This window comes from Akkermansia massiliensis, assembly GCF_018847375.1.
GTDB classification, from domain to species: domain Bacteria; phylum Verrucomicrobiota; class Verrucomicrobiia; order Verrucomicrobiales; family Akkermansiaceae; genus Akkermansia; species Akkermansia massiliensis.
In genome coordinates this window covers 2507714-2534172 of sequence record NZ_CP072036.1, presented here as the reverse complement: position 1 = coordinate 2534172, position 26459 = coordinate 2507714, and the positions used below count along the sequence as shown (strand labels likewise).

Annotated in this window: 24 protein-coding genes and 1 tRNA gene; 10 read left to right on the top strand and 15 right to left on the bottom strand. The window is 56.2% G+C overall.

From position 1 onward, the window contains the following. Positions 1–21: 21 nt before the first annotated feature. From J5W70_RS10590 to meaB, 3 genes are read left to right on the top strand one after another with little or no spacing between them, the layout of a single operon-like run. On the top strand, positions 22–1503 hold the full coding sequence (locus tag J5W70_RS10590) for a beta-N-acetylhexosaminidase (protein ID WP_102731183.1): 1482 nt from the start codon (positions 22–24) through the stop codon (positions 1501–1503). A gap of 34 nt (positions 1504–1537) precedes the next feature. Next, a complete protein-coding gene (locus J5W70_RS10585; protein ID WP_022397959.1) occupies positions 1538–3052 on the top strand; it encodes a beta-N-acetylhexosaminidase in 1515 nt (504 codons plus the stop codon). A gap of 16 nt (positions 3053–3068) precedes the next feature. Next, the gene (meaB, locus tag J5W70_RS10580; RefSeq protein WP_022397960.1) at positions 3069–4088 is read left to right on the top strand and encodes a methylmalonyl Co-A mutase-associated GTPase MeaB; all 1020 of its coding nucleotides are present in this window, start codon (positions 3069–3071) and stop codon (positions 4086–4088) included. Here the strand turns inward: meaB and J5W70_RS10575 are convergent. Beyond that, complete coding sequence (locus tag J5W70_RS10575; RefSeq protein WP_022397961.1) at positions 4063–4539, bottom strand: NUDIX domain-containing protein; 477 nt, start codon at positions 4537–4539, stop codon at positions 4063–4065. The genes meaB and J5W70_RS10575 overlap by 26 nt on opposite strands. A 315-nt stretch (positions 4540–4854) precedes the next feature. Beyond that, a complete protein-coding gene (locus J5W70_RS10570) occupies positions 4855–5028 on the bottom strand; it encodes a hypothetical protein (RefSeq protein ID WP_215837058.1) in 174 nt (57 codons plus the stop codon). 51 nt (positions 5029–5079) lie between these two features. Between J5W70_RS10570 and J5W70_RS10565 the strand changes: the two genes are divergently transcribed. Next, on the top strand, positions 5080–6876 hold the full coding sequence (locus J5W70_RS10565) for an alkyl/aryl-sulfatase (RefSeq protein WP_215837057.1): 1797 nt from the start codon (positions 5080–5082) through the stop codon (positions 6874–6876). Positions 6877–7241: 365 nt separating this feature from the next. Here J5W70_RS10565 and J5W70_RS10560 read toward each other — a convergent pair whose 3' ends face one another. The 3 genes from J5W70_RS10560 to J5W70_RS10550 all read right to left on the bottom strand — a co-directional run bounded on the left by J5W70_RS10560 (position 7242) and on the right by J5W70_RS10550 (position 9113). Next, a complete protein-coding gene (locus tag J5W70_RS10560; protein WP_180973761.1) occupies positions 7242–7529 on the bottom strand; it encodes an NUDIX domain-containing protein in 288 nt (95 codons plus the stop codon). A gap of 496 nt (positions 7530–8025) precedes the next feature. After that, on the bottom strand, positions 8026–8466 hold the full coding sequence (locus J5W70_RS10555) for a hypothetical protein (RefSeq protein ID WP_146020024.1): 441 nt from the start codon (positions 8464–8466) through the stop codon (positions 8026–8028). After that, positions 8463–9113 carry a S1 family peptidase gene (locus J5W70_RS10550; protein WP_022397964.1) on the bottom strand — a complete coding sequence of 217 codons (651 nt, stop codon included), beginning with the start codon at positions 9111–9113 and terminating at the stop codon, positions 8463–8465. Before J5W70_RS10550 ends, J5W70_RS10555 begins: the two co-directional genes overlap by 4 nt. A 315-nt stretch (positions 9114–9428) precedes the next feature. On the opposite strand from J5W70_RS10550, the gene J5W70_RS10545 reads away from it, so the two are divergent. Further along, the gene (locus J5W70_RS10545; RefSeq protein ID WP_022397965.1) at positions 9429–9950 is read left to right on the top strand and encodes a hypothetical protein; all 522 of its coding nucleotides are present in this window, start codon (positions 9429–9431) and stop codon (positions 9948–9950) included. 103 nt (positions 9951–10053) lie between these two features. Here the strand turns inward: J5W70_RS10545 and ruvC are convergent, their stop codons facing one another. The 5 genes from ruvC to J5W70_RS10520 form a co-directional block, all read right to left on the bottom strand. Then, positions 10054–10557 (bottom strand): crossover junction endodeoxyribonuclease RuvC, encoded by a 504-nt coding sequence (gene ruvC, locus J5W70_RS10540; RefSeq protein WP_022397966.1) that lies wholly within the window; start codon positions 10555–10557, stop codon positions 10054–10056. 44 nt (positions 10558–10601) lie between these two features. After that, entirely contained in the window at positions 10602–11804 is a 1203-nt protein-coding gene (locus J5W70_RS10535) for a DEAD/DEAH box helicase (protein WP_022397967.1), read from the bottom strand. Positions 11805–11865: 61 nt separating this feature from the next. Then, positions 11866–12495: an MBL fold metallo-hydrolase gene (locus J5W70_RS10530; protein ID WP_022397968.1), complete on the bottom strand. Its 630-nt coding sequence runs from the start codon at positions 12493–12495 to the stop codon at positions 11866–11868. Positions 12496–12586: 91 nt separating this feature from the next. Next, complete coding sequence (gene pyrC, locus J5W70_RS10525) at positions 12587–13588, bottom strand: dihydroorotase (protein WP_215832996.1); 1002 nt, start codon at positions 13586–13588, stop codon at positions 12587–12589. A 275-nt stretch (positions 13589–13863) separates the two neighbouring features. Beyond that, positions 13864–13941, bottom strand: a tRNA-Asp gene (locus J5W70_RS10520). Between the two features lie 235 nt (positions 13942–14176). Here J5W70_RS10520 and J5W70_RS10515 point away from each other — a divergent pair. The 3 genes from J5W70_RS10515 to J5W70_RS10505 are packed head-to-tail and all read left to right on the top strand — an operon-like array spanning position 14177 to position 18902. After that, entirely contained in the window at positions 14177–14647 is a 471-nt protein-coding gene (locus tag J5W70_RS10515) for a MarR family winged helix-turn-helix transcriptional regulator (RefSeq protein ID WP_022397970.1), read from the top strand. 6 nt (positions 14648–14653) lie between these two features. Then, positions 14654–15787 (top strand): efflux RND transporter periplasmic adaptor subunit, encoded by a 1134-nt coding sequence (locus J5W70_RS10510; protein ID WP_022397971.1) that lies wholly within the window; start codon positions 14654–14656, stop codon positions 15785–15787. Positions 15788–15794: 7 nt separating this feature from the next. After that, entirely contained in the window at positions 15795–18902 is a 3108-nt protein-coding gene (locus J5W70_RS10505; RefSeq protein ID WP_022397972.1) for an efflux RND transporter permease subunit, read from the top strand. Between the two features lie 107 nt (positions 18903–19009). Here the strand turns inward: J5W70_RS10505 and J5W70_RS10500 are convergent, their stop codons facing one another. After that, the gene (locus J5W70_RS10500) at positions 19010–19480 is read right to left on the bottom strand and encodes a dihydrofolate reductase (RefSeq protein WP_022397973.1); all 471 of its coding nucleotides are present in this window, start codon (positions 19478–19480) and stop codon (positions 19010–19012) included. Positions 19481–19501: 21 nt separating this feature from the next. Then, entirely contained in the window at positions 19502–20317 is an 816-nt protein-coding gene (locus J5W70_RS10495) for a thymidylate synthase (protein WP_022397974.1), read from the bottom strand. A 145-nt stretch (positions 20318–20462) separates the two neighbouring features. On the opposite strand from J5W70_RS10495, the gene cls reads away from it, so the two are divergent. Together cls and J5W70_RS10485 are read left to right on the top strand one after the other, a co-directional pair. After that, complete coding sequence (cls, locus tag J5W70_RS10490; RefSeq protein WP_022397975.1) at positions 20463–21917, top strand: cardiolipin synthase; 1455 nt, start codon at positions 20463–20465, stop codon at positions 21915–21917. A gap of 106 nt (positions 21918–22023) precedes the next feature. Beyond that, positions 22024–23547, top strand: a complete 1524-nt coding sequence (locus J5W70_RS10485) for a pyruvate carboxylase subunit B (protein WP_022397976.1) — start codon at positions 22024–22026, stop codon at positions 23545–23547. A gap of 110 nt (positions 23548–23657) precedes the next feature. Here the strand turns inward: J5W70_RS10485 and J5W70_RS10480 are convergent, their stop codons facing one another. The 3 genes from J5W70_RS10480 to eda form a co-directional block, all read right to left on the bottom strand. Further along, positions 23658–24362 carry a hypothetical protein gene (locus J5W70_RS10480; RefSeq protein ID WP_022397977.1) on the bottom strand — a complete coding sequence of 235 codons (705 nt, stop codon included), beginning with the start codon at positions 24360–24362 and terminating at the stop codon, positions 23658–23660. Between the two features lie 150 nt (positions 24363–24512). Next, on the bottom strand, positions 24513–25793 hold the full coding sequence (locus tag J5W70_RS10475) for an MFS transporter (RefSeq protein ID WP_022397978.1): 1281 nt from the start codon (positions 25791–25793) through the stop codon (positions 24513–24515). A 20-nt stretch (positions 25794–25813) separates the two neighbouring features. Continuing rightward, positions 25814–26458, bottom strand: a complete 645-nt coding sequence (eda, locus tag J5W70_RS10470; RefSeq protein ID WP_022397979.1) for a bifunctional 4-hydroxy-2-oxoglutarate aldolase/2-dehydro-3-deoxy-phosphogluconate aldolase — start codon at positions 26456–26458, stop codon at positions 25814–25816. Position 26459: the final 1 nt, after the last annotated feature.

The following is a 26459-nucleotide window of genomic DNA, read 5'->3' as shown; positions in this document are numbered from 1 at the left end:
GGCACGGCTTATACTGAAAACATGACAAGGCTTTTTCCACTCCTGGCCGGATTGCTGCTGTTCCCGGTATTTCAAACTGAAGCAGCAGAAAAATACAGCATTATTCCGGAGCCGGAGAAAACGGAGCTGAAGCGGAACGCCACCAGGACCTTGAAGCTCCTCTCCGACAAAACCTCTCCTGCCCTGGGCAAGGACGCCTACCGCCTCGCCGTCACCCCGCAGGGCGTCCACCTTGCCTCCGGCGGCAGGGAGGGCAGGATGTACGGCCTGGTCACCCTCCAGCAGCTCCAGGACCAGCTGGCGGCACAGCCGGAGGGCATCCCCTGCGGCGTCATCACGGACAAGCCCCGCTACCCCTGGCGCGGCATGATGGTGGACCCCGCGCGCCACTTCATCCCCATCAAGGACCTGAAGAAATTCGTGGACCTGATGGCCTACTACAAATTCAACAAGCTCCACGTGCACCTGACGGACAACCAGGGCTGGCGGCTGCCCGTGCCGGGCTATCCCAGACTGCAAAGCGTCGCCTCCAAGCGGGAGGAAAGCTTCGGAGACGGCATCCCCCATGAAGGCATGTACACCAAGCAGGAGCTGAAAGACCTGGTGGCCTACTGTGCGACGCGCGGCATTGAAGTCATCCCGGAGATAGACGTGCCGGGCCACAACCAGGCCCTGCGTGCCGCCTACCCCGAATTCTTCTGCTTCCCCAAACCGGACATGAAGGTACGGACAGTGGCCGGCAACAGCAAGGAACTGGTATGCCCCCAGAAGCCGGAGGTCTGGAAATTCTACGCCGCCGTCTTCAAGGAACTCAAGGACATCTTCCCGTCCAACACCGTTCACCTGGGCGGCGACGAAGCCCCCACGGAACTCTGGAAAAAATGCCCCCTGTGCCGGGAAGCCCGGACCAAGGCAGGCATGAAAGACGAACAGGAACAAATGAGGGCTTTCTTCGCCAAAATGACAGCTCTGCTCGACAAAAACGGGCAAACGCCGCAATTCTGGTATGAAGGGAACGCCGGCATCTACCACCCGGGCGAAACAGTTTACGCGTGGCGGCAGGACCAGGCGCGCCAGGCCATTGAGAAAACAAAAAAGGCCGGGCTGAACCTGATTATGGCGTCCAATGAATATTGTTATCTGGATTTCCCTCAATTCCCGGGACAATACAACTGGGGATGGATGCAAACCACGACCTTGCAGAAATGTTATGAACTGGATCCGGCCTTCGGCAAATCCACCGCGGAAGCAGGCCACATCCGGGGCGTGCACGCTCCCGTGTGGGCGGAACACCTTCCGGACCTGAACTACCTGCTTTACCGCGTCTATCCCCGCGCCATGGCCCTGGCGGAAGCGGGGTGGTCTCCCATGGAGGTGCGTTCCTGGGAAAACTTCCAGAGGAAAGTGGCCGACCACCGCCCCTTTGTCCTCAAGCGCTTTAATTACGACTTGAAACGCACGAAGGACAATGAGCCGCCCTTCCGGTGGGAAAACAAAAAGTAATTCCGCCGTTTTTCCTTATCACTCCTGATTCTCCATGATAGAATCTCTTCTGAAAAAGCCCTCCGTCATGTTTAAACTGATCTACCTCCTGGCCTGCACAGCCTTCTCTGCATCCATGGCGTGTGCCGCACCAGCAGAAAAATACAGTATTATTCCGGAGCCGGAGAAAACGGAGCTGAAGCGGAACGCCACCAGGACCTTGAAGCTTCTCTCCGACAAAACTTCTCCTTCCCTGGGCAAGGACGCCTACCAGCTCACCGTCACCCCGCAGGGAGTGCACCTCTCTTCCGGCGGGAAAGAGGGCCGTATCTACGGACTGGTCACCCTCCAGCAGCTCCAGGACCAGCTGGCGGCGCATCCGGAAGGCATTCCCTGCGGAGTCATCAAGGACAAGCCGCGCTACCCGTGGCGCGGCATGATGGTGGACCCTGCGCGCCACTTCATCCCCATCAAGGACCTGAAGAAATTCGTGGACCTGATGGCCTACTATAAATTCAACAAGCTCCAGCTCCACCTGACGGACGACCAGGGCTGGCGCCTGCCTGTGCCGGGCTATCCCAAACTGAAAAGCATCTCTTCCAAACGGGCGGAAAGCTTCGGCAACGGCACTCCCCACGAAGGAATGTACACCAGGCAGGAACTGAAAGACCTGGTGGCGTACTGCGCCGCGCGCGGCATTGAGGTCATCCCGGAAATAGACATGCCGGGCCACAACCAGGCGTTGGCCGCCGCCTATCCGGAATTCTTCTGCTTTCCAGACCACAACACGAAAGTCAGCACGACCGGCGGTGTGGGCTTGTACCTGGTATGCCCCCACAAGCCGGAAATATGGAAATTCTATGCCGCCGTCTTTGACGAGCTCAGGGACATCTTTCCGTCCACCATGGTTCACCTGGGCGGCGACGAAGCCCCGCTGGAAAAAACCTGGGAAAAATGCCCTCTCAGCGTCAAATACCGCCAGCAGAAGGGAATGAAGGACGTCCACGAGGAACTGAAGGAATTTGAAGCGAAAATGGCCTCCATGCTCGCCGCGCGCGGCAAAAAGCCCATCTTCTGGTATGAAAAGCCGTGGGCCCAGGCCAGCGTTTACCGCAAGGGAGACACCGTCTTCACCTGGCGCATGGGCTTGACGCCCTCCACCATCACGGAAACGAAAAAGCAGGGCCTTCCCCTCATCATCGCCGCCGGGGAACACTGCTATCTGGACTACCCCCAGATTCCCGGCCAGGACAACCGGGGCTGGATGCCCACCACTACGCTGGAGCAAAGCTACAAGCTGAACCCCGCCTACGGCAGGCCGGAGCAGGAAACAGACCATATCATCGGCGTTCAGGCTACCATGTGGGCGGAACAGCTCCCCACCCTGAACCACCTGCTTTACCGCACCTACCCCCGCGCCTGCGCCATTGCGGAAGCGGGCTGGTCACCAATGAACGTGCGTTCCTGGGAAAACTTCCAGCGCAAGCTGGCCGATCAGCGCCAATTTGTCCTCAAACGTTTCAACTACGATATGGAGCGCACCAAGGAAAACGAACCCCCTTTCAAATAATCCGCATTCTCTATCCATGAGCAGCACTAAATTTGCACGTCCGCACCGCCCCTCCGTAGAAGAACTGGCCCAGGGAGTCCTGGCCGGGAACCGCGCCCTGCTGGGAAGGGCCATCACCCTGGTAGAAAGCAACGCCGCTAAAGACCAGGAAGCCTCACGGGCGCTCATCTCCAAGCTCCTGCCCCATTCGGGCAATGCCGTCCGCATCGGCATCACGGGCGTTCCCGGCGCGGGCAAATCCTCCTTCATTGAAGCCTTCGGCACCTACCTGTGCAAAAAAGGCTTCAAGGTGGCCGTGCTGGCCATTGACCCGTCCTCTTCCGTTTCCCGCGGTTCCATCATGGGGGACAAAACCCGCATGGAAGAACTCTCCGGGGAGGAAAACGCCTTCATCCGCCCTTCCCCCTCCGGCGGCTCCCTGGGCGGCGTAGCCAGAAAAACGCGTGAAACCATGATCGCGTGCGAAGCCGCGGGCTTTGACATCATCCTCATTGAAACCGTCGGCGTCGGCCAGTCGGAAACCACCGTCCGTTCCATGGTGGACATCTTCATGCTCCTGCTCATCACCGGAGCCGGAGACGACCTCCAGGGCATCAAGCGCGGCATCATGGAGCTGGCGGACATCCTGGTAGTCACCAAGGACGACGGCGACAACCGCCAGCGCGCGGCGGCCCACTGCCAGGAACTGAAAATGGTGCTCCATTACCTGCAAAGCCCCACCCCCGGCTGGACTCCCTCCGTCCTCACCTGCTCCTCCCTGGAAGGGCGCGGACTGGACACCATTGAAGAAACGCTCTTCCGCTTCCGGGACAGCATGAAGGAATCCGGCTTCTGGTACAACCGCCGCCGGAACCAATCCCTCTCATGGGTTCAGGCCCTGGTGCATGAAGCCCTGCTCACCGCCTTTGAACAGCATCCCGCCGTGGCGTCCCGCATGCCCGTCCTGGAAAACATGGTGGCCGGGGACAAGATGGACCCCGTCTCCGCCGCGCACGACCTGCTGAGCCACTTCACTTATCCCGTGCCCGGACATTGAAGAAATCCGCCAGCACCCTGGCGTACACCTCCTTCTTGAACTCCGGCAGCCACTCCAGCCTGAACTCGGAGGGAGCTATCCATTTGCAGGCGCAGAACTCCCAGTGGTCCAGGCTGGGCTCCGGGGCGTCCGCATGCAGCCGGCACAGGAAATACTCCTGCTCCTGCCCCACAAAAGGCTGCTGCCGCTTCTCGCGGACGTAATCCAGCACCTCCGGCGGATAATCGTAACGGTACCCGCCCCGGGATTCCACAACATCATACTGGGACGGCAGGAACCCCACTTCCTCCCGGACTTCCCGCTTCACTGCCTCCGTGGCAGTTTCTCCCGGATCAATCCCCCCCTGAGGGAACTGCCAGGCCCCTTTCTGCCTGGAACGTTCGCAAACCAGCAGCTTTCCGTCCTCCCGGACCAACAGCCCCGCCACATTGGGACGATACAATCTTTCCATGCCTTCTTACCTAGCACAACATTCCCTGCATTTCCAGCCATGTTCTTCCACAAATTTGCTACAGGCATGTAAAAATGACTCGGATACAGACACTTTATTCTCCCCGCCAAACAACTCCGGATATAAATCACAACCCATCAGCAGGATAAGTAATATAAAAAAACAAAAGACACCCTACCTGGTTGTGGAATTTCCTGTTAAATATCCAGAAAACTCTGGTAGTCAAACATTAACATACTGCCATTTTCCGAACATTGTTCTTTAACGGCAAGTCTATTTTCCTGCAAGGTGAAAACTGGCTGACTGGCCGCTCTTTTACTTTTCACGTCCCGTTAATAAAAACTGATCATGAAAATAAAAATCAATTATTTCGCTGCCATGTTGCTGGCAATGTTCGCAGGAGGAGGCATAGGCGCCCAGGGCGCAGAGCAGCCTAAAAAGGCGACAAGCCATACTATTGAATACAACCAAAAATTTCTCGGCGCTCATGGCCTGGACGAGAACGACAAACAAGACTTTCAGGATGCTGAAAAGGGATTCATGGCAACCCTCAAGGACCCGAACATTAAAAACAAGGAGGGACGGACAGTCTTTGACATCTCTGCCTTTGACTTTACCAAGGACAAACCGGCCCCTGATACGGTGAACCCGAGTTTATGGCGCGTTTCCCAGCTCAATGCCAAAAGCGGGCTGTTCAAGGTCATGGACGGCATCTACCAGATTCGCGGGTTTGATCTTTCTAACATGACCATCATCGAAGGAAAGGAAGGCCTCATCATCATTGACCCCCTCATCTCGGAAGAAACCGCAAAAGCGGGGCTTGACCTCTACTATCGGGAAGTGGAACAGCCGGAGACTGGGAAACGTCCGGTCAAGGCAGTTGTATACACGCACTCCCATGTCGACCACTTTGGCGGAGTCAAGGGAGTAATATCGGAGCAAGACGTCAAATCCGGTAAAACGCAGATACTGGCGCCGGAGGGATTCCTGAAAGAAGCCGTTTCCGAAAACGTCTATGCCGGCAATGCCATGGGGAGACGCTCCACGTACATGTATGCAGCGCCCTTTAACAAGGGGCCGGAGGGTACCGTAGGCTCCGGCCTGGGAACCGCCAGCTCCAGCGGAACCATTACAGTCATTCCGCCTACCGATACAATCACCAAAACGGGTGAAACAAGAACGATAGACGGAGTGGAGATGGAATTCATGATGGCCCCCGGAACGGAAGCCCCTTCTGAAATGCTGATGTATCTTCCTCAATTCAAGGCGCTTTGCAGTGCGGAGGACGCGACCCACACCATGCATAACCTTTATACCCTGAGAGGAGCCAAGGTTCGGGACGCAAGCAACTGGTGGAAGGCTCTTGATGAAGCCATCCAGCGTTATGGAGACAAAACGGAAGTCTTATTCGCACAGCACCACTGGCCGAGATGGGGGAAAGAACGCATCAGCCAGTTCCTGGCCAAGGAACGCAACGGCTACAAATACATGCACGACCGGACGTTGAACCTGATTAACAAAGGATATACGCCTGTAGAAATTGCGGAAATGATCAAGCTGCCGCCGGAAATCGATAAGGAATGGTACTTCCGGGGTTATTACGGCACGCTGAACCACAACGCCAAAGCCATTTATCAACGGTACATGGGCTGGTATGACGGCAACCCGGCAAACCTGTATGCCCTGCCGCCCGTGGAAGCGGCCAAGCGCTATGTGGAACTGGCGGGAGGTGCCGACAAAATGATAGACAATGCCCAAAAGGCCTTTGACAAGGGAGACTACCGCTGGACTGCCGAAGTATTAAAGCACGTGGTTTTTGCCGATCCCCAAAACAGCAAGGCAAGAAATCTGGCGGCGGACGCTCTTGAACAGCTTGGCTACCAGGCGGAATCCGGCCCCTGGCGCAACGAATTTCTCGTCGGAGCCTACGAACTGAGAAACGGTCTGCTTCAGAACCCTCTGGATCTTGTATCCAAGGATATTCTGTCCAACCTCACGCCGGAAATGCTGTTTGACTACATGGGCATCAGTCTCAATGCCGAGAAATCCAAAGGGAAAAAGCTCGCTTTCAACTGGATAGACCAAAACGGAAAACCATACGGCTTCTGGGTTGAGGACGAAGTACTGATGTACCGAGAAGGAAAACCGGTCGATCATCCTGATGCAGTAATTACCGGAGACAAGCTCAACTTCACCCTTATTGCCATGCAGGCCATGCCCTTGAAGGAAGTCCTGGACAAGGGCATGATCAAGATCGAAGGCAATACGGACAAATTCAAGGAACTGATCGGATGCATGGACAAGTTCAATGGAAACTTCAACATCATAGAACCCTGACATTCATTGTCTTTTTTTAATGAAGCCGTTTTCCCCAGAGCCTGGGAAAGCGGTTTTTTGTATATATTCCTGGCACAGAGCGAACAAGCTCCTCCGTTCCTTGGTATCAGCATACCATAGTTGCAGCTTTGTTAAAATATACCCCCATTACTACATTATCATTTACTATATCAATTGGTGCTATTGCTACATACCCCTTACTCAAAGAAGAACTCATCAAGTGGCTCTATTCCCTCTTTTTCCAAGGGGTTCCCAGACTCCAGCACTCAACCCCACACTTCCTTCTTGAACTCGGAAGGGACTATCCACCTGTAGGCACAGAACTCCCGGTGGTCCAGGCTGGGCTCCGGAGCGTCAGCATGCAGTCAGTGCAGGAAATACTTCTGCTCCTGCCCCACAAAAGGCTGTTGCCTTTTCTCACGGACATAATCCAGCACCTCCGGCGGATAATCATAACGATACCCGTCCCGGGACTCCATAAGATCATACTGGGACGGCAAAAATCCCACTTCTTCCCGGACTTCCCGCTTCACGGCCCCCAGAGCCGTTTCCGCCGGATCAATCCCTCCTTGGGGAAACTGCCAGGCCCCTTTCTGTCCGGAACGTTCACAAACCAGCAGCTTTCCGTCCTCCCGGACCATCAACCCCGCCATACAATCTTTCCATGCCTTTTTATCTAGCACAACTTCTCTGGCATTTCCAGCCATGTTCTTCTACAAGTTTGCTTGGGTCATGTAAAAAGGACCGAATACAGACACTTTATTCCCCCTTCCAAACAACTCCGGATATAAATCACACCCATCAGTAGGATAAGTAATATAAAAAACAAAGACTCTATCCTTGGTGGTAAAATTTTCCGTTAAATATCCATAAAAAACTGATATTAAAAACAAGAAGGAGCGGAGGATCTTTGACATCTCTTCCTTTAACTTTACCAAGGATAAACCGGTCCCCGATAGAGTGAACCCGCGTTTATAGCAAAAGATAATATGATCAACCATCAATAATAGAAAACATCCAATAAAATTTTAAATATATTTGGATAAATATTGATATAGAGCATCGTATCAGCTTGGAGAATGCATGGAGGATTGGCAAGATTAATATTTCCAAAAGGAGCAAGGAAAATAAAATGAATATGTATTTCTATTAAGAAATATTTTTATTAGAACAATACGCCTTTAACCCTATTTTGGATGCTGAGCATAAAAGTAATAAAAGTGTAGGAACTAATATGGAAGAGGACAATCCAATTAATGGAGATAAGTAATTGGCAAAAGAAACCATACATCCTGTCCCAATAGATTTTCCTGTTGTTAGAAACTTCTTTTGTTCTTCAGTATATTCGCTACTTCCACAAACAAGTTTATCAAATTCATTTTTAATCCGTTTCCAATATGATTTGCTATTATCTGAATCACAAGAAACTCCTCCAAATCGTGCAGTTTGTATAGGCCCCTTTGATGTTATCCATAATTCTGCTGCTTTTTCTATGCCATATGCAGAGACTAATTTTTCTATTATATTTCTTTGATATGATTTAAGAATCGGATAAATGTCAGAGCAAGATATTTGTTCAATTTCAATCATAACATTTCTTTAATATGATTTGCAGAGATACAATAAGATGTTTGGTTAAGTTCATGAGGATTAATTCCAGCTATGTTTATTCCACAATCTGTAGCATATGCTCCAATTAATAATCCAACAATTCTTCCATTTTTGCAATTAAATACCATTGATCCTGATTGTCCAGGGCGTGTTTGTATGTTTATTGTCGCATATTTTGATTTTATACCTGAAGTTTCAAGAAGCATTTTTGCCCCTATTTCCGTTTCTTGATACGTTAAAACTCTTCTCGCCATTACACAGTGGGGAAATCCAAGTATACCGACTCTATCGCCAACAAGAATGTTGTCTAGTGATTCTAAAAAAGGCAGATTGCCTCGGAATGTTAGATTTGCTTTTAATACACATAAATCAGTTATAGGATTAATATCTTCTATTTTTGCGTCTACTGGACGACATGAACTATCTGAGCAGTCTTGATAATCGTTTATGGAATTAATATGAGGTAACAGTACACATAACCCTTCTTCTGAATCACCCACGACATGACGTGCCGTAATAATTTTTCCATCATTAGATACAATAAATCCTGTACCGAGTAACGACAACATTTTGGATAATGGATCTATTTTGCCAATGAGTAACACAATCTTAGAAAAATCAAACATATTTACAATATGTAGAAAAAAATAATAAATGACAACTCTTTTTTTCTAATAATTCCCCCACGCCCCTATAAAAAATTATAATAAATTGATAATCAATATCTATTCGATAAAAAAATTAAGATTAGATAAAAAGGAATATGAACTCTCCTAAATCTGTGATGAGGATGGGTTACCTAATGATGGAAGAATTCAGTCAATATATTCACAAAATAGTAAATATAACTAACACATAACCAATGCAAAATACTACTAGAGTCCAGAGTACTTTAATAGATTTTCCTTCACACGAGCTAACGACTGATGTTAAATAGAACCATGAAACGTTTTCTCCTTTCCGCATTGGCGCTCTGCGTTTGTGCTGCGGCTCCGCTTTGTGCTCAGTCCAAGACGGGAACTCCTGCCCAGTCTACGGATGATTACAACCAGAGCCAGTTCTGGATCGGTAATTTTCCGGAGGGGCAGTATGTGGTGCATCTCAGCCGGATTGTGGCTGTGGCGCAGCACAAGTACATTCTGGACAATGCGTGCATGGTGTATGAAGTGACATTGGTCACCATGGGGAATACGCCCACCAAGTTTTATTATCTGGAGCCCCTGGGGCAGAATTCCGGCATCAATGCCATTAAGAATGTGACCGACCGGGCGAAGGAACTCGGTTCCGGCACCGTCAACCGGGCGACGGGAGGAAGCATTGATCCGGATACTACCGTTGCCAAGGCTTACCCGAACACGAATACCGTCGAGTTCCGCGTAGCCACTCTGGAACAGCTCAACAAGATGTACGCCTCCCTGCTCAAGGCGTGGCAGGACGGAAAAGGGAGGACCTTCAAGCCTTGAAGGTAGTGATGAGAGTTTAGTGAGTAGTGATTAGATTTTAAATTCGCGGACTATAAGTCCGGATTTTTTACACTAAACTCTCATCTCTAATCTCTCATCACTGTTAAATGTATTTCCTCTCCATCATGTGGGCCTTCAAGGGGTCCGCGGCGAAGAGGTGGGTGAGGCCGATCGCCAGGGCATCCGCGGCATCGGATTCCGGCGTTTCCCGGAGTTCCAGCAGGGCGCGCACCATGAAGGCGACCTGCGCTTTTTGAGCGGCCCCCCGCCCTACAACAGAGAGTTTCACGCTTTTGGGAGAGTATTCCATGATCCGCAGTCCGGCTTCCGCCGCGGCAATGACCACGGCCGCCTTGGCCGCGCCCATCGTGATGGCCGTCTGATGGGACTGGACGTAGATGATGCGTTCCACCGCCATTTCATCCGGTTCCCATTTGTCAATGAGGTTGCCCAGGTGCTGCTTGATGGCAAGCAGGCAGCCGGACTGGGACACACTCCGGGGAATGGAGAGCGTTCCGTAGTCCAGCGCGCACGCCCGGCGATGGTCGCCCTCCACCACGGCATAGCCCGTGTTGCGGATGGCCGGGTCTATGGCAAGGATGCGCATGGGATGATATTCATTCCCGCAGAGAGAACCTTGTCAGCTCCCCCTTAGCGTCTGCGGCGCTTGGGACCGGCGGGTTTGACCTTGCGGACGGATTTGACGGGCTTGTCTTCCAGCAGGGCGGTGTACGTGTAGTCGAAGCCGTCCAGCTTTTTGCGTTCAATGGGCTTTCCGATGAAGTTTTCCACAGCCGTGGCAAAGTCCACTTCATCCGCCGTCATGATCGTGAAGGCGTCTCCGGAGGCTTCGGCACGGCCGGTACGGCCGATGCGGTGCACGTAGTCTTCCGCATTTTCCGGCACCCGGTAGTTGATGACGTGGGTCACGCCGCTGATGTCAATGCCGCGCGCAGCCACGTCCGTAGCCACCAGAATATCATATTTGCCGCTTTTGAAGCCCTTGAGCGCTTCCATGCGTTCCTTCTGGGGAATGTCGGAGTGCATGACGGCCACTTCCCCGCGGTAGCCATGCTGCTTGAGCATGCCGCACACGGCGTCCGCCTCCTTGCGGGTACGGGTGAAGATCATGACGGAATGGAAGTCCGTCCCCTTGAGCAGGGCCAGCAGCAGTTCGTCCCGCTGGTCCAGCGCCACCGGGTAAAAGGCATGGCTGATGGTGGCGGCCACTTCGCGCCGGGCGATGGTGACTTCTGCCGGGTCCGTCAGGCACCATTTGGCAAATCCGGCGATGACCGGGGGCATGGTGGCGGAGAAGAAGAGGGTCTGCCTGCCTTCCCACGGGCAGAGGTTGACGATTTTACGGACGATGGGGAGAAAGCCCATGTCCAGCATGCGGTCCACCTCATCCAGCACCAGGGCCTTGACTTCTCCGAAGCGCATGGTGCCGCGGTAGAAGTGGTCCACCAGGCGGCCGGGCGTTGCCACCACGATGTCCGCTCCGTTTTTCAGGTCTTCCGTCTGCTTCCCGTAGCCCACGCCACCGTACAGCAGGGCCACTTTCAACCCGGTGAATTCGCCGTATTCGGCAAAGGCTTCCGCCACCTGGTCCGCCAGTTCGCGGGTGGGTTCCAGCACCAGTATCTGGGGCTTGCCGATGGGTTGAAGCTTTGTCAGCAGGGGGAGGGCAAAAGCGGCGGTTTTTCCCGTTCCCGTCTGGGAGGCCCCAATGAGGTCCCGGCCCTCCAGAATGATGGGAATGGCCTGCTCCTGAATGGGGGTGGGATGTTCATAACCGCATTTTTCCACCGCCTTCAAGACGGGTTCCGATAAACCTAATTCTGAAAATAACATTGATCTTGTATGCTTGCTAGAGAGTAGAGCACGTCCCCGCGCAGCGGCGCGGGAAGCGTGGTCAGGAGATGAACGGATTGGTCAGTAGTTCATTCTTCACGGTGGTGTACGGTCCGTGCCCCGGGAAAATCATGGTCGTGGCGGGCTGGTTGAGCACTTTCTTTTCTATGCCCTGTTTCAGCAGGCGCAGGTTCCCTCCCGGAAGGTCCGTCCGTCCGATGGAACCGGCAAAGATAACGTCTCCCGTGAACATGATTCCCTCGTCCGGCAGGTCGTAAACGATGCTGTCCGGAGAGTGTCCCGGCACCTGGTGCAGATGCCACAGCAGGCCGCCCCAGTTTGCCGTGTGGATGTCCGGCGTGAGTATTTCATCCACCACAAACGGCTGTACGTTGAGGGGAAGCCCCCAGGCGTCGCGCGCCATTTTTTCCAGCGTCAAGTCTTCAGTGTAAGGCTGTCCGGCATGAATGCGGCAGCCGAAGATCTGGCGCATGCGGCAGGCGTCCTCCACGTGGTCAAAGTGCTGGTGCGTGATGAGAAGGTCCGTGATGATGATATCGGGCTTTTTGGAGTATATCCAGTCCGCGAAGCCGGACGGAGCGTCCACCGCCACGTAAGAGTTATCCTTCGTCTTGAAGAGATAACCATTACAGGAAGCTACTCCACCCGTATAAACGCGAATCCGATCCATGAGCAGGGATTGTAGTGAGATCGTCCGGAATATCCAGTATAAAGACGGTTTCCTTCAATTGCTTTCTGTCATCTTCCCGCGGGGGTGGCCGTCACACCAGGCTCCAGGGAATGACGCTTCCGGCCTCCATCGGCACCACTTTCTGTCCATGCCCCTCGTAGGCGGCCGGCACCAGCATTTCCCGCCGCTGCAGGCGCACCGTCCTGGCAGGAGGCTTCAGTCCGTACAGGGAACAGGCATGGCCGGAAACGAAGCCCTGCAACCGGTCCAGGGCGCCGTGTCCGTCAAACAGGGCCGCCAGGCGCGGCAGGGCGATGGGAGCGGTGAATACGCCGGCGGCGCAGCCGCACGCTTCCTTGGCGTGGACGGGATGGGGGGCGGAGTCACTGCCGAACATGAGGCGCGGATGTCCGGATAGGGCAGCTTTCAACAGCGCTTCCCGGTCTTCCGGCCTTTTGGCGATCGGCTTGCAGAAGAGGTGGGGGCGCAGCATGCCCCCGGCCACGTCGTCCAGCGTGATAAGAAGGTGCTGGAGGGTTACGGTAGCCGCCAGGTTTTCAAATTCATCCAGCAGCCGCACGGCGGAGGCCGTGGTGATGTGTTCCATGCAGATGGTCAGCCGGGGGAAGCGGGTGGCCAGATCACGGTAAACGTCCAGGAATTCGGCTTCCCGGTCCATCACGAATCCGTGGCTTTCACCGTGAACCAGCAGCGGAATGCCCATTTCCTGCATGAGGGACATGGTGCCCTCCGCATCCTTCATGGCCCTTACGCCTCCTTCGCTGTTCGTGGTTGCTCCCGCTGGGTACAGCTTGATGCCGAATACCAGTTCCTTGAGCGTAGCCAGTTCCTTTTCGGAATAGGAGCGGAAGAACGCCGTCATGTACGGCTGGAAGACGTCTCCCCCGCAAGCGTCCAGCACCCGCTGCCGGTAGGCCTGCACCGCATCCGCATCCGCCACAGGGGGCACCAGGTTGGGCATGATGACCGCCCCGGCAAAGGAGGCGGAGCTCAGGGGTGCGACCAGTTTCAGCATGTCGCCGTCCCTCAGGTGAAGATGCATGTCCAGCGGGGAGTGCAGTTCCAGAATCATGCGGGTATCATGGGGGAAGATTGTGGCGAAATCAAGCATGGTCCCCTGCTCCGCGGAAAGGAGGGGTTTGGCGGAGAGAAGGAGAAGGGAGAATAAGAGCCTCCGCTCCCGGTTGGATGCCTTTCATTCAAACCGTGGGGATTTATGCAAAGGCACCACCCCTGCCGGGATGCGTCTTGGGAAAAAACAGGCAAACGAACAGGTGCCGGAGAACCGGACAATCCCAGGGCACAAAAAAGCCGCCCGGAGGCGGCCGTTTCTTCTTTGAAACAAGGTGGCGAAGCGGACGGGGCTCGAACCCGCGACCTCCAGCGTGACAGGCTGGCGCTCTAACCGAACTGAGCTACCGCTCCCTGACCTTGAATGTTGTTCCTGCCTTGCGGCGAGGACGTGGAGGCTTATACACGCCTTTATACCCCAGTGACAAGAAAAAAAGACTTTTTTTGAAACTTCCGCAACCTCCGGCGGTTTGTATGGTGAAGGAGCCGTGATTTTTCATTTTTCCGATTTATTTCGACACGGCAACAAATTCTCAACTTTATTTGTTTTAGTTTGACAACAATTAACCGGTTTTGACATAACAGCCCCATGCTTCAACCTGCCGTGGATATCACTACCTCCGTTCACAAGTTCGAGACCATCCTTTACCAGTTTAAAAGAGATAACTTGAATGAAGTGGACCAGAGCCACTATCAGAAGATCATGGGGCTCTCCGTCCGGCAGATGAATGCCCTGGGCGCCCTGAACCGGTTGATGACCAACCGCCATGAAGGCATTCCCCTGAAGACGCTCGCCCACCATCTCCGCATGAGCATTCCCTCCACGTCCCTGCTGGTGGACAGCATGGTGAAGAAGGGCCTGTTTGACCGCAAGGAGAACCCGCGCGACAGGCGTTCCCTGTGCATCCGCCTTTCCGAGGAAGGGGAGTCCAGGTTCCAGCTGCTTTACAACGGCATGAAGCAACGGCTGGACACCCTGTTCAGCACCCTGGCGGAGGAGGACAAGGAGAATTTCTGCCGCATTGTGGATACCCTTTACAACCACGTTTACAGTAAATAATACCATATGAAAAAACATACGCACCAACGGAAGGTTCCCCTCCGCCTGCTGGCCGGATCCGGCCTGCTTTTCTCTCTGCTTGTTCCGGGTTATTCCCAGGGAGCGCCGGGAGGGGCCGCCAAGCCCAGTACCGTACTCGTCGAGAAAGCGACCGCCATCGACAGCGCGGTGAACAAGAAATACATCGGCCAGGTGGAAGCCATTGACCGGGTAACCGTACAGCCCCGCGTTTCCGGCAACATCGTGGCCACCCGCTTCCGGGAAGGCAAGGTGGTGAAGAAGGGAGACCTCCTTTTCGAGATAGAAGACACGCGCTACAAGGCGGCCGTGGAGGAAGCGGTGGCCAAGAAGGCCCAGCTGGAAGCCAAGCTGCTTTACGCGAAGAACAGCTTTGAACGCTATAACAGGCTGCTGGCCTCCAAGTCCGTCTCCATGGATACGGTGGAAAACGCCAAGAGCACCATGCACGCCCTGGAAGCGGAGATCCAGTCCGCAGACGCCGCCATCACGGTAGCGAAGGATGACCTCAATTACACCAAACTGACGGCCCCCATCACGGGACGCACGGGACGCGTCACTTTTTCCACGGGCAATTACATCACGCCCACCTCCGGTTCCCTGGTGACCATCACGGGCATTGACGAGGTGTACGTGAAGTTCCCCATCAGCGAACGCGATTTTCTTTCCCTGTTCGGCACCCAGGAGAAGATGAAGAAGGACGCCCTGGTGTCCGTCAACCTCGCCAACGGCAAGGCATATGACCAGCCGGGCAAGATTTTCATGACGGACAATACCGTCCAGCCGACTACGGACACCCTGAACGTCTGGGCCAGGTTCCCCAATCCGGAAGACGTGCTGACGCCCGGCGGCGTGGTCACGGTGAATCTTTCCAAGAAGAACGTGGACCGCTTCCCGGCTGCCAACATTTCCTCCGTGATGCACGACGCCTACAAGAGCTACGTTTACGTGGTGAATGACCAGGGCGTGGTGGAGCGCCGCGACGTCACGCTGGGCAACACGGTCAATAATGAACAGTGCTTCAGCTCCGGCGTGAAGGAAGGGGAAGTCATCATCATCGACGGCATGCACAAGGTGCGTCCCGGCGCCAAGGTGAATCCGGTGTATTCCGCTCAAAACTGATCATCCCATGATTGCGGACCTGTTTATCAAACGCCCCAAATTCGCCATCGTCATCGCCATCCTGATGATTCTGGCGGGCGGCATCTGCCTGAAGCAGCTGCCCATTGCGGAGTATCCGGAAATCGCCCCCACCAGCATCAATGTGCAGGCCACTTACACGGGCGCGAGCGCCCAGGTGGTGATGGAGACGCTGGCCTCTCCCATTGAGGAGGAATTGAACGGGCTGGAAAACCTGCTTTATTTCTCCTCCAAGTCTGACAACACCGGCGGTTATTCCCTGTCCCTGACGTTCAAGAGCGGCACGGATTCGGACATCAACATGGTGAACGTCCAGAACGCCCTGAAGCGCGTGGAGTACAAGTTGCCCAAGGAAGTGACGGACCAGGGCATCAAGATACGTAAGCGCTCCTCGGACATCCTGGGGTTCTTCGCCTTCCGGTCCACCAGCATGAGTTCCCTGGAGCTGAACAACTTCGTCAAGTCCAGGGTGAAGGATGAAATCGCCCGCGTGCCGGGCATCTCCGCCGTCAACCTGATGCCGGAAAAGAATTACAGCATGCGCATCTGGCTGGACGCCCTGCGCATGTCCGCCCTGAATATCACTCCGGATGACGTCTCCAACGCCATCAAGGCGCAGAACGTCCAAGCCGCCGCCGGTTCCATCGGCTCGGAAGGGGAAAACAATTTCATCCAGTACAAGGTGAACGTCACCGGGCGGCTTCAAACCGTGGAGGAGTTCAGCAAGATTATCGTCCGCACCGGACAGGACGGCCACGTCACCCGTCTGGACGACATCGCCCGCATTGAGCTGGGCGCGGAGACCTACACGGGCAGCAGCCGCAACAACGGGGAGGATTCCGTGAACATGGCCGTGTACCGCCTGGACGACGCCAACGCCCTGGAAGCCATGAACGGCGTGAAGGATACGCTGGTCAAATTGCAGGAACGCTTTCCGGACGGCGTGAGCTATGTCGTCAGTTACGACCCCACGCAATACATTTCCGCCACCATGGCGGAAATCGTGGAAACGCTGATTATCGCCCTGATCCTGGTGGTGGGCATCACGTACGTGTTCCTCCAGGACTGGCGCGCCACCCTCATTCCGGCGCTCGCCATTCCCGTCTCCCTGATCGGCACCTTCGCCATCCTGCTGCCGCTGGGCTTTTCCATCAACGTGCTGACCATGTTCGGCCTGATTCTGGTGATCGGCTCCCTGGTGGACGACGGCATCATCGTGGTGGAGAATACCATGCGCATTCTGGAAACGGAGGACCTGACCCCGGAAGAAGCCACCAAGAAGAGCATGCACCAGATTACGGGGGCCATCATCGCCACCACGCTGGTGACGGTGGCCATTTACGTGCCCATCGCCTTTTTCGGCGGCATGGTGGGGAACATTTACATGCAGTTCTCCGTGACCATGTGCGTGGCCCTCTGCCTTTCCGCCATCAATTCCTTGACGCTCAGCCCCGCCCTGTGCGTGCTGCTGCTGAAGAAGAAGAAAAGGAAGCAGAGCAGGTTCAGCCCCTTCCGCCCCTTCAACGCCACGCTGGAATGGGCGCGCAAGAGCTATATCAAGTGCGCCGGCATCATGGTGCGCCGCGCCTGGCTCACGCTGATTCTGCTGGCCGCCGTGCTGGTCGGCAACTGGAAACTGTTTGAGACCGTTCCCAAATCCTTCCTTCCCCCGGAAGACAAGGGCACCGTCTTCTGCGACATCCAGCTGGCTCCGGGCGCTACGCTGGGCCGTACGGAACAGGCCATGCGCAGCGCGGAGCAGAAGCTCATGAGCATTCCCGGCGTGCGCCAGGTTTCCTCCACCTCCGGGTTCAGCTTCATGGGCGGCAACGGGGAAAACCTGGGCATGTGCATCGCCCAGCTTGACTCCTGGGACAAGCGCAAGACTCCGGAGCTTTCCCTGGATTCCATCATGCAGAAGGCTTCCATCCTGTGCGACGAGATTCCGGCGGCCAAGGCCACCGTGTTCAGCCCACCCGCCATCATGGGCCTGGGCTTGACGGGCGGCGTCTCCTTCATGCTCCAGGCCAGTGGCGAAGAAACTCCCAAGGACCTGGAACGCGTGACGAACGAACTGCTGGACAAGATCAACAAGCTGCCAGGGGCCATGTACGCCCGCAGCGCGTATGAGGCGAACACGCCCCAGCTTTTCCTGAACATCGACCGTGAAAAGGCGCAGAGCATGCACGTGCCCGTGAACCGCATTTTCACGACGCTCCAGAGCAAGCTGGCCTCCATGTACATCAATGATTTCAACCTGATCGGCTACACGTTCAAGGTGAAGATGCAGTCCGCGGCGGAAGACCGCACCAGCATCAACGACATCATGAACACCTACATCCAGAACGACCAGGGCCAGATGGTGCCGCTCAGCTCCGTAGCCACCCTGTCCTACATGGTCGGACCGCGGCAGATATCCCGCTTCAACCAGCTCATGTCCGCGGAAGTGACCGCCCAGGCCAAGCCAGGCGTCAGCAGCGGAGAGCTGATGAACCAGATTGAGGCCCTTCCGCTGCCGGAGAATTATTCCATCACCTGGACGGACATGAGCTACCAGGAACGGCAGAATGACGGCAAGATCGTGCTGCTGATGGGCATGGCCCTGCTCTTCGGCTACCTGTTCCTGGTGGCGCAGTATGAGAGCTGGACGGTCCCCATTTCCGTCATCGTCTCCGTCTCCGTGGCCCTGCTGGGCGCCCTGCTGGGCCTGATCATCTGCAACACTCCCCTGAGCATTTACGCCCAGCTGGGGCTGGTGATGCTGGTGGGCCTGGCCGGGAAGAACGCCATCCTGATGGTGGAGTTCTCCAAGATGGAGCGGGAGCGCGGCGTGCCTATCCAGGAGGCGGCTCTGGAAGGGGCCCGGCAGCGTTTCCGCGCCGTGATGATGACGGCCATTTCCTTCATCATCGGGGTGTTCCCCATGGTCATCGCCTCCGGCGCGGGCGCGGCAAGCCGCAAGGCCATCGGCATCTCCACCTTCTACGGCATGATTCTTGCCACCGTGGTGGGCATCCTGTTCATTCCGGCGCTGTACGCCATGTTCCAGCGCTACCGTGAATGGGTGAAGGCCCTGTTCACCGGAAAGGCGCAATAACGGGAGAAAAAATCCCTATTTGGAAGACGGGGCGGCTTTGCCGCTCCGTCTTTTTTGCGCTTCATCCCATATCCGGGGAGAATGCGGAAAAGAAGCCGTCCCTTCCCCTACTCGTACAAGTACAGGTCAAAGCCTTCAAACCGTTCCTTCAGGGATGCATGGCCAAGCTTGTCCTCAAACGGCGGGAGGAAAGTATCCGCCGGATATTCCCCCTTTACTTTGGAGACCCACATGCGGGACATGAACGGCATCATGAGTGAAAAAATTTCCGCCCCGCCGATGACCATGACTTCCGGGTTCATCAGCTCCAGCCGTTCCAGTTCCTCCACGGAATGGATCACCTGAACCCCTTCCGCCGTCCAGGCCGGATCACGGGTCAGCACGATGTTCTGCCTGCCGGGGAGCGGCCTGCCGATGCTCTCATATGTCTTACGGCCCATCAGCACGGGATGGCCCGTCGTGATGCGCTTGAAAGTCTTGAGGTCGTCCGGCAGGCGCCAGGGCAAGGCTCCCCGGTAGCCGATGCCGCGGCCGGAGGCCATGGCGACTACTCCTGTATAAGTAACGGGCTGTGACATGATGGATCAAGGGGTGGAATTCTAAACGGAAACGGGCGCCTTGATGTGCGGCAGGGGATCGTACCCCACGAGTTCAAAGTCTTCATACCGGAACCCGTCAATGGTTTTCACCTCCGGGTTGAGCTTCATGACCGGCAGAGGGCGCGGCGTGCGGGAGAGCTGTTCCCTCGCCTGGTCCAGATGGTTCCGGTACAGGTGCAGGTCTCCGAAGGTATGGATGAATTCCCGCGCCTCATACCCGCATACCTGCGCCACCATGAGCAAAAGCAATGCGTAGGAGGCTATGTTGAAGGGAACTCCCAGGAACAGGTCCGCGCTGCGCTGGTAAAGCTGGAGGGAAAGCCCGTGCTTCCCTTCTCCCGGCTGGGCGGGAATCACGCAGAACTGGAACAGGGAATGACACGGAGGGAGCGCCATGTCATCCACCAGGGCCACGTTCCACGCGCTGACGATGTGCCGGCGGGACCACGGATTGTTTTTAAGGCCGTCAATCAGTCTGGCAATCTGGTCAATGGGCTTCCCGTCGTTCCCCGGCCAGCAGCGCCACTGCGCGCCGTACACGGGGCCAAGCTCCCCGTTTTCATCAGCCCATTCATCCCAGATGGTAACGCCGTTGTCTTTCAGGAACTTGATGTTGGTCTCCCCTTTCAGGAACCAGAGCAGTTCGTAAATGATGGAGCGCAGATGGAGCTTCTTGGTGGTCAGGCACGGAAAACCGTCGCGCAGGTCGTACCTGCTCTGCCGCCCGAACACACCGATGGTGCCCGTTCCGGTACGGTCTTCCCTCCCCACCCCGTTGGTCAGGACATCCTCCAAAAGTGCCAAATACTGTTTCATTCCCTTAATTTACGCTTTTCTAATCCCTGGACCCGTGATAATACGAGCATGCGCTACTTTAGTACCATCTCCAGCCTCAAAAGCCAGCCTTTTCACCGCTTCCCGCCGTTTTCCCCCCCTCCGCATCTTTTCCGGTTTCCGTTCCATGATCATCCCTGAAGAGCCATACTTGGGATTTGCCGCCCTCTGCCACATTGCAGGCGCCTTCTGCCTCATTCCGGCCCTGCTCCACACGCGCACGCCGCAGGGGACCATCGCGTGGCTGATTTCCCTGCTGGCCTTTCCATATATAGCGGTTCCCTTTTACCTGATTCTGGGGCGACGCAGGTTCAGCGGGTATGTGGAAACGCGGCGGAAACAGACGGACCCCGAATCCTCCTGGGGGGAACTGACGGATAAAATCACGAACTGCATGACCCCATATACCGTCCAGGCCGCCAATGCGCCCGGAAAAATCATGCACACCCTTTCCGACATCGTGCGGCTGCCCGTATGCCGGGGGAACTCCTGCCGCCTGCTGATTGATGCGGACCACGCCTTTCCCCGCATTTATGACGCCATCATGAACGCGGAGCATTACATCCTGATTGAGTTCTTCATTATCAAGAATGATTCCGTGGGCCAGAACCTGAAAGACCTGCTGATTGAACGGGCCAGGGCCGGCATCCGCATCTACATGCTTTATGATGAAATCGGCTCCCACAAGCTCCCCCCCGGCTACATCTCCGCCCTGCGGAAGGAGGGCGTGAACATTGAGCCTTTCAACGGAAAACGCCACTTCCTGAGCAACATCCTGCGGCTGAACTTCCGCAACCACCGCAAACTGGTGGTGGTGGACGGGGCCACCGCCTTCATCGGCGGCATGAACATCGGGCGGGAGTACCTGGGCAAGGGAGCCCTGGGCTACTGGCGGGACACGTTTGTGCAGCTGGAAGGCCCCTCCGTCCAGCAGACGCAGATCAGCTTCCTGGAAGACTGGAACTGGGCCATGCTGAAATCCGGCCCCTCCTCCCTGCCCTGCCTGTGCTGGGAAATCACGCCCCAGCGGGAGGATGAAACCGTGCTGATGCTTCCTTCCGGCCCGGCGGACGTCATCCCCGCCTGGAAAACCGCGATCATTGCCCTGGCGAACAGAGCCCGGGAAAGGCTCTGGATAGCCACCCCCTACTTCGTCCCGGACGAAGGGGTCATGGCCGCCCTCCAGGCCGCGGCCCTGCGTAATGTGGACGTGCGCATCCTGCGTCCGGAACGGGCGGACCATATTCTGGTGAAGCTGTCCTCCTTCACCTTCCTCCGTGACCTGGACACGTACGGCATCCAGGTATGGGCCTATCAGAAAGGGTTCCTGCACCAGAAGGTGATCCTGATGGACGACGACATCGCCACTGTGGGCACCGCCAACCTGGACAACCGCTCCCTGGCCCTGAATTTTGAAATCACCGCCGTCATCCACTCCCCCGCCGTCTGCGCGGAGGTGAAGGAGATGCTGGAGAAGGATTTTTCCTCCTCCAAAAAGGAATCCCTGGAGGATTACAACAACAAATCCCTGGGGTTCAAGATGCTCTGCAACCTGGCCCGGCTGATGGCTCCCGTGCAGTAGTTCTTGCGGTGAATCCGCTGTTGTACGCTTGACCTGAAAGGGAGGCTGTGAGAAAATCACCCTCAAGAAGCCACCTCTTCAATTTTTAACAATAGTTAACTAAATAATGAATCCTGTTACATTCAATTGTACCGTTCTGCGCGACGGGCACCAGTCCCTGGCAGCTACCCGCATGAAGACGGAAGATATGCTGCCCATCGCCCCCATTCTGGACTCCATGGGCTTCAGCGCCCTGGAAACCTGGGGCGGCGCCACCATCGACGCCGGACTGCGCTTTTTGAAGGAGTGGCCCTTTGACCGCCTGGACGCCCTGAAGAAGGCCGCCCCCAAGACGCCGCACATGATGCTCCTGCGCGGCCAGAACATCGTGGGCTACACCAACTACGCGGACGACGTGGTGGAAGCCTTCGTCGCCATGAGCGCCAAGCACGGCATGAACATCTTCCGCATTTTCGACTGCGTGAACGATCCGCGCAACATGGAAACCTCCATCCGCGCCGCCAAGAAGGCCGGAGCCCAGGCCCACGGCACCATCTGCTACACCACCTCCCCCGTGCACACCACGCAGAGCTTCGTGGACATGGGCCGGGAACTTGCGGACATGGGGGCAGACGCCATCGTCATCAAGGACATGGCCGGCCTCATCCCCCCTTATGTGACCCATGAACTGGTTAGCGCCCTGAAGAAGGACCTGAATATCCCCGTCTGGATCCACACGCATGACACCGCGGGCCTCGGCGCCTCCACCTACCTCAGCGCCATTGACGCCGGGGTGGACGCGTGCGACGTCTCCATCTCCCCCTTCGCCAACGGCACGGGCCAGCCGGACTGCCTGCGCATGCTCGCCCTGCTGAACGGCAATCCCCGCAAGCCGGATTACGATGCGGACAAGCTCATTGAGGTGTCCGAAATGCTCAAGCCCGTTTATGAAAGCCTGGGCAAGTTCACCTCCCACCGCAACGAAGTGGTGGACTCCGACACGCTCCGCTACCAGGTGCCCGGCGGCATGCTCTCCAACTTCCGCACCCAGCTCAAGGAACAGGGCATGGAAGACAAGTTTGAAGAAGTGTTCGCGGAAATCCCCGTGGTCCGCAAGGCCCTGGGCTGGATTCCGCTGGTGACCCCCACCTCCCAGATTGTGGGCGTGCAGTCCATGCTGAACGTGAAGTTCGGCCGCTGGAAGAACATCACTCCCCAGGCGGCGGACATCGCCCTGGGCTACTACGGCCGCACCCCGGCCCCGGTGGACCCGGAAGTGCAGAAGCTCTGCGCGGAAAAAATGGGCAAGGAACCGATCACCTGCCGCCCGGCGGACCTGATCAAGCCCGGCATGGAAGACCTGCGCAAGAAGCTCGCGGAAAAGGGACTCCCCACGGACGACGAACACTGCGTGATTTACGCCATGTTCCCGCAGCAGGTGGAAGACTTCTACAAGAAGCCGGAACCGAAGGAAGAAGCCCCCGTGCAGGTGGACACCGCTCCCGCCGCAGCTCCCGTAGCCGCTGCGCCTTCCATGACCGTCATTGACAACGGCATCACCGCCCAGGTGAGCGGCCCCTCCGGTTCCCGTGACCTGACCATCGTCATCAACGGGCAGTCCCACTCCGTGAAGGTGGAACGCGTCGGCTAAAAATCTCCGGCATACCGGATAAAACCACTTGCGGGCGGTCCCCTCCATGAAAGGGACCGCCCGCTTTGCCATTTACGGATTCCTGAAAATCCATCCGCCGCGGCGCTAACCTACTTGGTAAAAACCAGCATCTTTCCAGCCAATTTCTGGCTGAGGGCAGTTGCCGGAATTTTCTTGACGGAACCGGGCTTGAGCTGATGGGTTGCCCCCAGGGAATCAACTGCCGTCGTGCTCTGTTCCGAGTCACAGGAATAATACTCCAGGGCAGTGCTGTCCTTGTCTTTGCCCCACCAGGATTCCAGCACGTCCTGAATGGCGTTATTGCTAGTCCGTAAAACATTCAGGTCAAATAGGAATTTTGCGCCCCAATGGTAGGTGTCCGCCAATTTCCTGGACGCATGGGCCACATTCTTCTGCACAACGCACCAATGAGCGCGAATTCCTGAATTATCGGGTTTGCCAGAGGCGTCCACGCAGAAAGGAACCATGCAGAGGCCTCCGCCATTCAGCGTTTCAATGATGGCAGTGACGTCACAGGCAACAGACTGACACTTGATTTTGGTGGACTCCAGACCCTTGATATAATCGGCCATGGAGGGAGTAGCGTCATATAATTCTCCAATAACGGTTTTCCCGTCCTTTTTGAATTTGTTCCTCAGGGATTCCCTGGTTTTGTCCCCGTCTGCCGTGGCGGGGATTTTAATATCATAAAGATATTCCAAGACAAAGGAGAGGGCATAAAGACCACAGGTCGGTCCCCTCTGAGACTTGAATTCAACGTTCCGGCCTTCCGGATTGGTAACTGTAATAGACATAATTCAATAATGATGGCGTGGGGGATTCATTTCCCTCACGCCGCCATCACATCACCGGAACGCGTCTGGTGCACGCTCCGCCATGCCTCCGGGCATCTTTACTTTCCGGAATGCCGTATCAATCCCGTGGAAAGGAAATGCTCTGGAAGATCACCTTTCCCGGGGAGCCACCATGTTGATGTTGGGAATGATCAGGCTGAAGATGACGAATGCCGCCAGATAGGCGCTTCCGCAGACCATGAAGATGATGTCGTACCCATGGGAGGCATTTCCCTGGGCGGCGAACCAGGACAGGGTAAAGCCCACTGCCGTCTGGAACAGCACGCTGCCGATCTGCCCCGCCATGCCGGAAAGGCCGGTGATGGATGCCACGTCCGACTTCGGGAACATGTCGGAACCCAGCGTGTACACGCTGGCGGACCACGCCTGGTGCGCGCCTCCCGCCAGCCCCAGCACCGCCACGATGGTCCACATGTCAAAGTACTGGACGAAGACCACCGGAACCACGCAGCAGGCAAAGACGAGCATGGAGATTTTCCTGACCTTGTTCAGGCTCCATCCACGGTTTGCCAGGAATTTGGTCAGGGTGCCCCCCAAAATGCTCAGTACGGTCACCAGGGCGTAAATGACGATCAGCGGCAGGGCGGATTCCTTGATGTTATAGCCAAAGTGCTTGCTGAAAAAATCCGGCAGCCAGAAGAGGAAGAACCACCAGATGGGGTCCGTCAGGAAGCGCACGAGGATGAGGCTCCAGGACTGCCTGTAAGCCAGCAATTTCCTCCACGGAATAGAAGCCCTGACTTCCTCCTTTTCCGCCTGCGCCAGGGCGGCGGATTCCTCCGCCAGCTTCACGCGCGGGTTCTTCGGCATCCGGAGCCAGAATATCACCCAGATAAAGCCGAGAACGCCGGCTGCAATGAAGGCGGACTGCCAGCCCCACGCGGCGGCAATGAACGGGATGGTGGCCGGAGCCACCAGCGCCCCCACGTTCGCGCCGGAATTGAACAGGGTGGTGGCGAACACGCGTTCCCCGGAGGAGAACCAGTTGGTCACCGTCTTGATGCTCGCCGGGAAGTTGCCGCCTTCCCCCAGGCCCAGGATAACGCGGCTGAGGCCCATGGATTTGGCGCCTACGGCAAAAGCATGGGAAAGCGCGCCCACGCTCCACCAGATGATGGAAATGGCAAAGCCCATCCGCGCGCCGTATTTGTCGATAATCCACCCGAACATGGTCAGGCCCACCGCGTAGGAAGCCTGGAAGATGGACATGATCATGCCGTACTGGGCGTCCGTCCAGCCCAGTTCTTGGTCCAGAATGGGTTTCAGGATGGAGAGAATCTGGCGGTCAAGGTAGTTGATCGTCGTCGCCGCAAAGAGCATGAAGAGAATCATCCACCGGAAGGAGTCCTGCCTTGGTTGTTCCTGGAGCATGGGTAAAGCGCAGTTGGTTGTTAAAGGGCGTCTGCCTTCAAGGCTTTCAGGGCTTCCCGCGTGCGCCTGCCTATTTCCTCCCAGTCTCCGGCCTCAATGAGGGGAGATTCGCAAATCCAGGAACCGCCGCAGGCGGCCACTTCCGGGATTTCCAGCCAGGAGCCGATGTTGCCCGCGTTAATGCCGCCCGTGGGCATGATGCGCACGCCCGTATGGCGGAACGCGGCCAACAGGGATTTAAGCATCCTGACGCCTCCCGCGGTCTCCGCCGGGAAAAACTTCTGGAACAGGCAGCCCAGGGAAAGTGCCTGGCTCATTTCCGAGGCGGTGGAGACGCCCGGCACAAACAGGAAATCCATCCCTGCGGCGGCTTTCACCACCTGCGGGTCAAAGCCGGGAGCCACGCCGAACGAGGCTCCGGCCCGGCAGGCGGCCTGCGCCTGTTCCGGCGTCAGCAGGGTTCCCGCGCCCACCAGCATTCCGGGGACTTCCCGGGAAATGCGGGCAATGGCTTCCGCGGCGGCTGGCGTTCTGAACGTGATTTCCATGCAGGCGCAGCCGTTGTCCAGCAGCGCTTTGGCAAGGGGTACGGCCTTGTCCGCGTCATGGATGACGACGACGGGGACAAGCCTGATGGCGGATAATTTTTCCAGCAGTGTCTTCATG